Source organism: Streptomyces tricolor (assembly GCF_002155905.1).
Lineage (GTDB): Bacteria > Actinomycetota > Actinomycetes > Streptomycetales > Streptomycetaceae > Streptomyces > Streptomyces tricolor.
Genome location: NZ_MUMF01000488.1, coordinates 1 through 9,420 on the forward strand (window position 1 = coordinate 1; position 9,420 = coordinate 9,420).

Sequence of the window (9,420 nt, forward strand, 5' to 3'; positions counted from 1 at the left end):
CCCGGCACCGCGCCCCGGCCCCCCTCACGGCCGCCCTCGGCCTCACCGGAGTCCTCGGCGTCGTCCTGTCCGGCGCACCCCAGCTGGCCCTCCGCTTCGCGGCCGGCGGACTGTTCTGAGGAGTCGCCCCGCGCGCGTGCGGGCACCCGTGCCCCACGCGCGCGAGGCCGAACCCGCACGTCACCCGTACGGCCGATGCGTGCCGCCGCACACACCGGGGAACTCGCGACCGCCACCGGGCGTTGTCACCAGCGGGAGGGTCCACTGGATCAGAGTGTTCCCCAGCTGCACGACTTGGAGGGCGCACCGTGCACCGCCGGCACAACGGGCTCAGGACCGCCGTACTCCTCGGGGGACTGTCCGCACTCATCATCGTCATCGGCAGCTTCTTCGGCCGCGCCGGACTGGTCGTCGCGGTCCTGGTCGCCCTGGGCACGAACGCGTACGCGTACTGGAACAGCGACAAACTGGCGCTGCGCGCGATGCGCGCCCGCCCGGTCAGCGAGTTCGAGGCTCCCGCGCTCTACCGCATGGTGCGGGAGCTGTCCACGCAAGCCCGCCAGCCCATGCCCCGGCTGTACATCTCGCCGACGGAGGCCCCCAACGCCTTCGCCACGGGCCGCAACCCGCGCAACGCGGCCGTGTGCTGCACCGACGGCATCCTGCGCCTGCTGGACGAGCGCGAGCTGCGCGGCGTCATCGGCCACGAACTGAGCCACGTCTACAACCGGGACATCCTGATCTCCTCGGTCGCCGGCGCACTCGCCTCCGTGATCATGTTCCTGGTGAACTTCGCCTGGCTGATCCCGGTCGGCCGCTCGGACGACGACGACGGCCCCGGCCTGTTCGGCATGCTGCTGATCATGATCCTCGGGCCGCTCGCCGCCAGCCTGATCCAACTGGCCATCAGCCGCTCCCGGGAGTACGAGGCGGACGCCTCCGGCGCCCAGCTCACCGGCGACCCGCTCGCCCTCGCCAGCGCCCTGCGCAAGCTGGAGACGGGCACCAAGCAGCTGCCGCTGCCCCCCGAGCCCCGGATCGAGACGGCGAGCCACATGATGATCGCCAACCCCTTCCGCCCGGGCCAGGGGCTGTCCAAGATGTTCTCCACCCACCCGCCCATGGCGGAGCGCATCGCCCGCCTGGAGAAGATGGCAGGACGCCCGTGAAGACCATCCTCAACGTCGTCTGCTGTGCATCACGATCATCGGCATCCCTTTCGGGAGCGCCCTTCTGGGTGCAGCATCGCGCTCGGGTCGACGCGCCCTTCGATGATCATCGGGGGTAGCAGCTCAGGCTCCGGCAGGGGGACCCGTTCTGCATCCGCCAAGGCAGCGTTCACCCGGTCCCAGGTGCCATCGGAGAGCCAGGCGTTGAAGTGCCTCGAAGCCTGGCGAGTGGCGCCTGTCTCCTTGATCGCATCAGGCCACGACTTCCCCGCACGTGCCTTGTAGAAGATCGCGTCCACTGAGCGCCGGACAGTACCCTTCCGCCCCTTCGGCAGCAGCGGAGCAACCCTTGCCCAGGCATCGTCAGACAGCGATGCGGCGGGGACGTCAAGGCCGGCAGCCGTGTACCAGGCTCGCACGGTGCACGGCACTCCGCCGCGCCGTGCGTCAGGCACCGGACCAGTGATCGTGACCTTCAGCTCCAGCAGGGACAGAATCGCCGCCTGCTGCTGCGGGGACATGTCGGGGAACGACTTCCTCGCCATGCGCGCCAGCGCCCGGAGGTCTTGGGCGTACTGGTCCGACTCCTCCATCTCCATCAGCCATTCGGCCGCCTCTGCGTGGAGATGCTGAAGCTGCTCGAGTTCCTCGCTGAGAGCTGCGGTCGCGGCCTCGATGGCTGCCGCCGACTTGCTCTGCTTGGCTGTCGCAACGATGACGGCAGTGATGGAGGCGTTCATGCCCTCGATCTGCTGATCAAGATCAGCGATGCGATCGACCAGCGCGGACTTGTTGCCCTCAGCCATCCCGACCCACTCGGCGGCCGGCTCCTGAAGCTTTTCGCTGTCGCTCGCGATCTCCATGACCTTCTGCCATACGTGCCCTTCGAGCGCGTCAGCATCGATGTACGAGCAGCCACAGGGTTTCTGCTCCAGGTTCCTGGGCGTGTTGCCTGAGCACCGGTAGTAGCGGGCTCCGTACCGCTCGGACGCACGGCTGATGCCCGTGTAGCTCTTCCCGCAGAGACTGAACACGCGACCAGTCAGCGGGTAGAACGCTCGCTGCCCGCTGCTGTGCTTCGCCGTCTCAGCGATCTTGCGGCGGAGTTCTGTGCTCTCTTCAGCAGTCAGAATCCGTGGAAGCTCGATCGCGACAGAGTCGCCCCAGACAGAGTTGCCATCATCGTCTGTCTTGGCGTGTTTGCCGCGAAACACCATGACTCCGTCGAGGACGGGAGAGGACATGACTCGATCACGCAGGTTGTCGCGTGTCCATGCCCTTCCTGACCGTGTGGTGATTTTCTCCGCGTTAAGCCGCATCGTGGCCTTTCGGAGATTGAGCCCTTCGTCGACCACCAGTTCGAACACATAGCGGATGACCTTCGCCTCGGCATCATCGACCACCAGGTACGAGCCCGGTGTACCTTTGTCGGCGATGCGGTATCCGTAGGGAGGACGTCCGCCGATGTGGGCAGCTGGGGTTAGCTCAGCTTTCTCCTGCAATCCGCCCTGGGTGCGATCACGGATCGTCTCCCACTCGGTCTCGGCGTAGTCGGCGTCCCGGCGCATCTTCTTGCGCCCTTCGGATGTCGTGTTGTCGTAGTCGTCCGCGACCACGGCAACGTAGACACCTGTGTCCTCCAGAGCCCAGACCCAGCGCCAGAAGGCACGCCCCTTTCGCCCGATCACGCGGCCATCCGGGACCACGACGATGTCGAAGGGACGAGGGCTCTTCTGGGAGTCCGCCATCAGGCGCCTGAGGTCTCCCCGGTCAGCCGCTTCCAGGGACCCCGAAACGCCCTCGTCTTTGTACGTGCCGACGTGCTGCCACTGCTTGAGCGCAATGTGCCGTGTGGTCTTCCGGCTCTGCCTGGCTACTCCGTAGCCCTTCTTCTGATCCTCGGTGGAGACCCGTAGATAGTCGACCGCTCGTAACGTGCGTGCGTTGACCGCCCGAGCAACGGTCTGGATGGAGGAGGGCAGGAGTGTGCTTCCATGGGACATTGTCGACTCCCAGTCAGTCGGCCAGCCCCGGGGCGGTGCCAGCCGCTGCCGGGGCGTTTGTCTCAACACTCTGATGGTCCTGCGTATCTGACGTTCTGTCTGCCGATGTGGCACCTCGGTGGTTGTTCTTTTTGAGGCCGAGAGGATTCAGGAGCAGGGTGCGCTCGGCTGGTGAGAGGGTCTTGCCGGGCGTTCAGATGATCGTTGTGTCAGGCACCGCACCCCCATTCCTCGGCCGCTGACTCTTGCTTCGATTCGCGGGTCATGGCGAGGTCTTCAGCGATACCTGCGGCGAGGAGGGCAGCGCCGGCGGAGTGGCCCGAGCCGATGTAGCGCCAGTTCCGTTCCGTGATCGCGTCGGCGCGGAAGCTGACTCCGTGCCGGTCGCCCATGGCCCAGGCGAACGCCGTGAGGGCGGTGACGTTGACGACCTGCCCTTCCTCGATGCCCTCGAGCCGGCCGCCGACGGTGATCTCGATGACGGAGATCCGTCGTCCCTCCTGCCGCACGGTGACGGCCACGGTCCAGGGCGGGTTGCCGTCCCGGTTCCTCTTCACTTCCCGCGTCTTGGGATTGCCGGTCTTCGCCTCCGGCGCCATGGCGCACCGCAGTACGCCCAGTCGCGTCGTGTCCACAGGTATGCACCAGACGTGTGTGCTGCACGAGCAGCCCCCACGCCGTCCGGAGCCTGAGGACGGTCGTCCTCACAGGTAGCGAACAGCCAATCGTGCTCCCAGGCCGACCAGACGGAGCACGATGGTTACGGGAACCCAATGACTGCCGCGTGGTCGCCCCGTGCCGAAAGAGATCGGGCGATCCGTGCTGCCTGTGGCTTCAGGCCACGCGGAGCATGGGCCGCCCGCAGGTGGGTCCAGCCGTCGCGAACTCAAAGCGGTTCAGCGCCCGCCGAACGCCTCGTCCGTGGGGACGACCTCCCGCCCCAGCGGCATGAGCGAGATGGGGATGAGCTTCAGGTTCGCCCATCCAAACGGGATCCCGATGATCGACAGGAACAGAGGGATGCTCGTGATCAGGTGGGCCAGCGCCAGCCACCAGCCAGCGAAGATCACCCAGATCACGTTGCCGATGAAGGACCCCGCCCCGGCGTCCGGCCGCTCCACAGTGGTGCGGCCGAACGGCCAGAGCACGAAGCCGGCGATGCGCAGCGACGCGATGCCGAACGGGATGGTGACGATCAGGACGAAGCAGATCAGGGCAGCGACGAGGTAGCCGAGCGCCATCCAGATGCCGCAGAAGACGAGCCACAGGATGTTGAGCAGCAGGTTGAACACCTTCATGATCGGCACCTCTCCGGGTCGCTCCGCCGGTACTCCCTGCTGCCACAAGTATCAGCTGATCATGCGTTCAGGCGGAACCGCAGTGCCCTTGTAGCGCGATCGGGAAGGTTCCGAGACGATCCTCCTGCGTGGGCAACGTCCTGTGGCTGCTCCTGGCCGGCTGGTGGCTGGCGCTCACCCACATCGCCACCGGCATCGCCCTGTGCGTCACGATCATCGGCATCCCGTTCGGCATCGCCAACTTCAAGCTGATCCCGGTCGCCCTGCTGCCGCTGGGCCGCGAGATCGTCCCCACCGACCAGCCGTTCGCGACCCGCTGAGCACGCGCGCGTACGCCGAGCCGTCGCCGTACGCGCGTCACGCCCCGCGCCGGCCCGCCCACCAGCGCCGTACGCCGTAGGCCGCCACGCCCGCCGCGAGCACGCCCGCGCCGACGGCCACCGAGGCGGCGGGCAGCGCGAACGCCAGCGTGGCGCAGCCCAGCAGGCCCACCGCGGGCACCACCCGGGAGCGCGGCGCCGCGCTCAGCGTCCAGGCCGAGGCGTTGGCGACGGCGTAGTACGCGAGCACACCGAAGGACGAGAAGCCGATCGCGCCGCGTACGTCCACCGTCGCGGCCAGCACGGCGACCACCGCGCCCACGGCCAGCTCGGCCCGGTGCGGCACCCGGAACCGCGGGTGCACGGCCGCCAGCGCGCCCGGCAGATGCCCGTCGCGGGCCATGGCGAGCGTCGTCCGGGAGACCCCGAGGATCAGCGCGAGCAGCGAGCCCAGCGCGGCCACCGCCGCCCCGGCCCGCACCACCGGCACGAGCCCCGGCGCCCCGGCCGCCCGCACCGCGTCGGCCAGCGGCGCCGACGCCTGCCCGAGCGGGCCCGCGCCGAGGACGCCGAGCACCGCCACGGCCACGCACGCGTACACCGCCAGGGCGATCCCCAGGGCCAGCGGGATGGCCCGCGGAATGGTGCGTGCCGGATCGCGTACCTCCTCCCCGAGCGTGGCGATCCGCGCGTACCCGGCGAACGCGAAGAACAGCAGCCCGGCCGCCTGGAGCACGCCGCCGGCGCCCGCCGACAGCCCGATGTCCAGCCGCCCCGCGTCGGCCCGCCCGGAGGCGAGGCACCCCACGACCACGGCCGCGAGCACGGCCAGGACGACGGCCACGATCGCCCGCGTCAGCCACGCCGACTTCTGGATGCCGCCGTAGTTCACGGCGGTCAGGGCCACCACGGCCGCGACCGCCACCGCGTGCGCCTGCCCCGGCCACACGTACGCGCCCACGGTGAGCGCCATGGCCGCGCAGGAGGCGGTCTTGCCGACCACGAAGGCCCAGCCGGCGAGGTACCCCCAGAAGGCGCCCAGCCGCTCCCTGCCGTACACATAGGTCCCGCCGGAGGCCGGGTAGCGGGCGGCGAGCCGGGCCGAGGACATGGCGTTGCAGTAGGCCACCACGGCGGCCAGGCCGAGCGCGGGCAGCAGCCCGGACCCGGCGGCGCGCGCGGCCGGCCCCAGCGCGGAGAAGACGCCGGCACCGATCATCGAGCCCAGCCCGACGACCACCGCGTCCCGCACCCCCAGACTGCGGCGCAGACCGGCATCGGTACGTGTCATGCGCCGCACCCTACTGACCGCGGCAACCGGCGGGCGGACCGGTGGCGTCCTCTTCGACGACACGGCACGAACTCGCGCGCGACGGACGGCGGATCCCCACCGGGAACGTACGGATCCGCCAGTGCGGACACCGCGCGGAAGGGCAGGTTCACGGCATGGGCATCATCGGTTGGATCATCCTCGGACTGCTGGCCGGAGCCATCGCCAAGGTCCTGCTGCCGGGACGCGACCCCGGCGGCTTCGTCGGTACGACCCTGATCGGCGTCGCGGGCGCGTTCATCGGGGGCTGGATATCGGCCCGCTGGCTGGACCACCCGATCACCAAGGACTTCTACGACGGCGCCACCTGGGCCGCGGCCGTCGGCGGTTCGCTGGTGCTGCTGATCGTCTACCGGATCCTGTTCGGCAACTCACGCGACTGAGCGCGCCGCGCGGCAGCACGCGAAGGGTGGGCACCGCCGGGTGCCCACCCTTTCGGTTCCTCTCGGCCTTCGAGGACTTACCGGTAGTTCACGAACTGCAGCGCGAAGTCGAAGTCCTTGCCCTTCAGGAGGGCGATCACGGTCTGGAGGTCGTCGCGGCTCTTGGAGCTGACGCGCAGCTCGTCGCCCTGGACCTGGGCCTTCACGCCCTTCGGGCCCTCATCGCGGATGATCTTCGCCACCTTCTTCGCGTTCTCCTGGGAGATGCCCTCCTGGATCGACGCGAAGATCTTGTACTCCTTGCCGGAGAGCTGCGGCTCGCCCGCGTCCAGCGCCTTCAGCGAGATGCCGCGCTTGATGAGCTTGGACTGGAAGACGTCGAGGACGGCCTTCACCCGGTCCTCGGAGTTCGCCTCCATGAGGATCTTGTCACCGGACCACGAGATCGAGGCCCCCACGCCCTTGAAGTCGTAGCGCTGCGAGATCTCCTTGGCGGCCTGGTTGAGGGCGTTGTCGACCTCCTGCCGCTCGACCTTCGAGACGATGTCGAAACTGGAGTCGGCCATGTCCTGTGGCTCCTTGTATCGGGGTGCGTATCGGGTGCGTGCCGGCGTGCGCGGCGGCGGTCGCCGGGCCCGGTGAGCACCGGGCCGCATCCGCACCAGCCTAGCCACCCCGTGCCCCCCGGGGTGGAGATCAACCAGGTGGCGAAGCACCCCTGTGCATCGGGTATTGTTTACGTCGTTGCCGGGGAACACCGCCGAAAGCGGGTTCGAGACGGCAGCACTACCCGGCGGTGTGCCCGAGCGGCCAAAGGGAGCAGACTGTAAATCTGTCGGCTATGCCTACCCAGGTTCGAATCCTGGCGCCGCCACACGGGAACGAGGCCCCGTGATCTGCGAGAGCAGATCACGGGGCCTTCGTCGTTGGGTCCGGGCCCCGCTGTCGCGCTGCCGTCCCTGACCTCATTAGAATCGAACGTGTGAACGAGGACCGTCCGCTGACGCGTCTCGACATGCTGCGTTTCGCCCGCCGCGTCGTCGAACACCAGGCTGCCCGGCAGCTTGCGCTGATGGACCGGTGGATCGCCGACGAGGAACGCCGGGAGGCCGAGCGGCAGCGCCGCCTCGCCGCCCGGCGGAACGCTCCGGAGTGGGCCGTCGAGCACGGCCTGAACGGCCGCACCGCGGTGTACGTCCACGTCGGCGGCTGCACCGGCGCCGGCGGGCGGGCGAAGGGTGTCGGCCGGGAGCAGGCGGTACGGGCTCTCACCGAGGCAGGTGTCCCCGCGTGCCCGCTCTGCCGGCCGGACACCGCCCTGGGAATTCTCGAATGACCGGCCCGGGTGCGCGCCCGGGCGGTCCGGATGATGCTGGAGCCATGGCCGGGAAACGTCCCATCATCGTGCACCTGCCGTCCCCGACCGGCGGTCGCCGGGTGCGGGTGGACGGCGAGATCCTCGGCCTCGCGCACAACGTGCGGGACCTGGTGGAGTTCCTCCGCCGGGCGGGGCTGGAGATCGAACCGGAGGAGGTGGCCGACTCGCCGCTGATCGACTGGCGCGGAGTGGGGCCCGACCGTTGGGAGGCGGAGACCCGGACCTGACCACCGCACCGCTTCCGCGCGGGCGCCGCCGCACGGACGGCTCGTTCCGGGCACACTGGCGGCATGTCCTCCCGACGCAGAACCTGCCCCGTGTGCCGCCGCGAAATCGCCGTCGTGGCGGGCCGCTTCGCGCGGCACGATCCGCCCGGGGCGCGGGAGAACGGGGAACTCGTCTCCTGTGCCGGGTCGCGGCGGCCGGCGCACATCGGGGCGGCCCAGCCGACGTTGGACGGCTACGTCGTGCCGGACTTCCCCGGGCAGCTGCCGCTGTTCTGAGTCCTGGTGGGCGCCTTCCGGGTCCTGACGGGCCGGCAGCGCGGCGGGCGGGACGCGGGCGCGGGAAGGCCCGACGGCTCGTCAGGGGGCCGTCCGGGCGGGCGTACGGCTGCTTCTCGGTGGTGGGTGTGCGGCGGGTTCGACGGGTCGACGAGCGGTGGTCGGGCTCAGTTCCCGGCCACCGACTTCACCGCGACCGACACCGGCGTCGAGCCGCTGATCAGCTCCAGCGTGAGACCGGCCGTCGCCGGCGTGTCCACCAGTTCCGCGAGGACGGTCGCCACGTCGTCCCGGGGGACCGAACCGCGCCCCGTGTGCGCCTCCAGCCGGACCAGGCCGGTGCCCGCGTCGTCCGTCAGCGAGCCCGGGCGCAGGATCGTCCAGTCCAGCGCCTCCTGCCGGGTGACGTACGCGTCGGCCTCGCCCTTGGCCCGCAGGTACACGTCGAAGACGTCGTCGCCCCGGTGCGCGGGATCCGCGCCCATCGAGGACACCACCAGGAATCGGCGTACACGCGCGCGTACGGCCGCGTCCGCGAACAGCACCGCCGCGCCCCTGTCCACGGTGTCCTTGCGGGCCGCGCCGCTGCCCGGGCCCGCGCCCGCCGCGAAGACCGCCGCGTCCGCGCCCTGCAGATGCGCCGCGACCTCCTCCACCGAGGCGGACTCCAGGTCGAGCAGGACCGGTTCGGCGCCCGCCGCCCGCAGATCGTCGCCCTGTTCCAGGGTGCGGATGATCCCCGCGACCTCGTCCCCGCGCGCGGAGAGCAGCCGCTCCAGCCGCAGCGCGATCTGACCATGACCACCAGCGATGACAATGCGCATGATTCCGACCGTACGCCCGAAGGGCCTCATCCGCCGCACGAGTTACCGGCGGCGCACGGGCGTGCCGGACACCGCCCGCCGGCGCACACCACGGCACCCGCCCGCCCCGCGCGCACACGCCCTGTCAGACCCCCGGCGCGCGCCCCCGCCGAGCCCGCGCCGACCCGAGCCCCCCGCTCGCGGCAGACCCCGCTCCCAGCGCCCCGCTCCCA

Annotated in this window: 10 protein-coding genes, 1 tRNA gene and 2 pseudogenes; 7 read left to right on the forward strand and 6 right to left on the reverse strand. The window is 70.2% G+C overall.

From position 1 onward, the window contains the following. Positions 1 to 308 precede the first annotated feature (308 nt). A complete protein-coding gene (gene htpX / locus CCN44_RS30830) occupies positions 309 to 1,169 on the forward strand; it encodes a zinc metalloprotease HtpX (RefSeq protein ID WP_059251995.1) in 861 nt (286 codons plus the stop codon). A gap of 35 nt (positions 1,170 to 1,204) precedes the next feature. Here htpX and CCN44_RS30835 read toward each other — a convergent pair whose 3' ends face one another. From CCN44_RS30835 to CCN44_RS30845, 3 genes and pseudogenes are all read right to left on the reverse strand, one after another. Continuing rightward, positions 1,205 to 3,172 (reverse strand): recombinase family protein, encoded by a 1,968-nt coding sequence (locus CCN44_RS30835; protein WP_086701274.1) that lies wholly within the window; start codon positions 3,170 to 3,172, stop codon positions 1,205 to 1,207. Between the two features lie 347 nt (positions 3,173 to 3,519). Then, positions 3,520 to 3,813, reverse strand: a pseudogene (locus tag CCN44_RS45660) (SCO3933 family regulatory protein); the annotation flags it as partial. A 255-nt stretch (positions 3,814 to 4,068) separates the two neighbouring features. After that, positions 4,069 to 4,470, reverse strand: a complete 402-nt coding sequence (locus CCN44_RS30845; protein ID WP_059255179.1) for a YccF domain-containing protein — start codon at positions 4,468 to 4,470, stop codon at positions 4,069 to 4,071. Positions 4,471 to 4,592: 122 nt separating this feature from the next. Between CCN44_RS30845 and CCN44_RS30850 the strand changes: the two are divergent. Beyond that, positions 4,593 to 4,790, forward strand: a pseudogene (locus CCN44_RS30850) (YccF domain-containing protein); the annotation flags it as partial. Between the two features lie 37 nt (positions 4,791 to 4,827). Here the strand turns inward: CCN44_RS30850 and CCN44_RS30855 are convergent. Next, positions 4,828 to 6,081, reverse strand: coding sequence for an APC family permease (locus CCN44_RS30855; RefSeq protein ID WP_059251999.1), 1,254 nt, complete (start codon positions 6,079 to 6,081; stop codon positions 4,828 to 4,830). Positions 6,082 to 6,236: 155 nt separating this feature from the next. Between CCN44_RS30855 and CCN44_RS30860 the strand changes: the two genes are divergently transcribed. After that, on the forward strand, positions 6,237 to 6,503 hold the full coding sequence (locus CCN44_RS30860; RefSeq protein WP_059252001.1) for a GlsB/YeaQ/YmgE family stress response membrane protein: 267 nt from the start codon (positions 6,237 to 6,239) through the stop codon (positions 6,501 to 6,503). 77 nt (positions 6,504 to 6,580) lie between these two features. Here the strand turns inward: CCN44_RS30860 and CCN44_RS30865 are convergent, their stop codons facing one another. Further along, the gene (locus tag CCN44_RS30865; protein WP_059252003.1) at positions 6,581 to 7,069 is read right to left on the reverse strand and encodes a YajQ family cyclic di-GMP-binding protein; all 489 of its coding nucleotides are present in this window, start codon (positions 7,067 to 7,069) and stop codon (positions 6,581 to 6,583) included. A 226-nt stretch (positions 7,070 to 7,295) separates the two neighbouring features. Here CCN44_RS30865 and CCN44_RS30870 point away from each other — a divergent pair. The 4 genes from CCN44_RS30870 (at position 7,296) to CCN44_RS30885 (ending at position 8,384) form a co-directional block, all read left to right on the forward strand. Continuing rightward, a tRNA-Tyr gene (locus CCN44_RS30870) sits at positions 7,296 to 7,377 on the forward strand. A 108-nt stretch (positions 7,378 to 7,485) separates the two neighbouring features. Next, a complete protein-coding gene (locus CCN44_RS30875; protein ID WP_059252005.1) occupies positions 7,486 to 7,839 on the forward strand; it encodes a DUF6233 domain-containing protein in 354 nt (117 codons plus the stop codon). A gap of 44 nt (positions 7,840 to 7,883) precedes the next feature. Next, positions 7,884 to 8,108, forward strand: coding sequence for a hypothetical protein (locus CCN44_RS30880; RefSeq protein WP_030641125.1), 225 nt, complete (start codon positions 7,884 to 7,886; stop codon positions 8,106 to 8,108). 63 nt (positions 8,109 to 8,171) lie between these two features. Continuing rightward, positions 8,172 to 8,384: a hypothetical protein gene (locus tag CCN44_RS30885; RefSeq protein ID WP_059252006.1), complete on the forward strand. Its 213-nt coding sequence runs from the start codon at positions 8,172 to 8,174 to the stop codon at positions 8,382 to 8,384. A gap of 167 nt (positions 8,385 to 8,551) precedes the next feature. Here the strand turns inward: CCN44_RS30885 and CCN44_RS30890 are convergent, their stop codons facing one another. After that, on the reverse strand, positions 8,552 to 9,208 hold the full coding sequence (locus tag CCN44_RS30890; RefSeq protein WP_059252008.1) for an SDR family oxidoreductase: 657 nt from the start codon (positions 9,206 to 9,208) through the stop codon (positions 8,552 to 8,554). Positions 9,209 to 9,420 lie beyond the last annotated feature (212 nt).

Excerpts from the sequence above, each read along its gene's own strand:
- CCN44_RS30835 (WP_086701274.1), bottom strand. The coding sequence starts at position 3,172 with ATGTCCCATGGAAGCACACTCCTGCCCTCCTCCATCCAGACCGTTGCT.
- CCN44_RS30845 (WP_059255179.1), bottom strand. The coding sequence starts at position 4,470 with ATGAAGGTGTTCAACCTGCTGCTCAACATCCTGTGGCTCGTCTTCTGC.
- CCN44_RS30855 (WP_059251999.1), bottom strand. The coding sequence starts at position 6,081 with ATGACACGTACCGATGCCGGTCTGCGCCGCAGTCTGGGGGTGCGGGAC.
- CCN44_RS30860 (WP_059252001.1), top strand. The coding sequence starts at position 6,237 with ATGGGCATCATCGGTTGGATCATCCTCGGACTGCTGGCCGGAGCCATC.
- CCN44_RS30865 (WP_059252003.1), bottom strand. The coding sequence starts at position 7,069 with ATGGCCGACTCCAGTTTCGACATCGTCTCGAAGGTCGAGCGGCAGGAG.
- CCN44_RS30880 (WP_030641125.1), top strand. The coding sequence starts at position 7,884 with ATGGCCGGGAAACGTCCCATCATCGTGCACCTGCCGTCCCCGACCGGC.
- CCN44_RS30885 (WP_059252006.1), top strand. The coding sequence starts at position 8,172 with ATGTCCTCCCGACGCAGAACCTGCCCCGTGTGCCGCCGCGAAATCGCC.
- CCN44_RS30890 (WP_059252008.1), bottom strand. The coding sequence starts at position 9,208 with ATGCGCATTGTCATCGCTGGTGGTCATGGTCAGATCGCGCTGCGGCTG.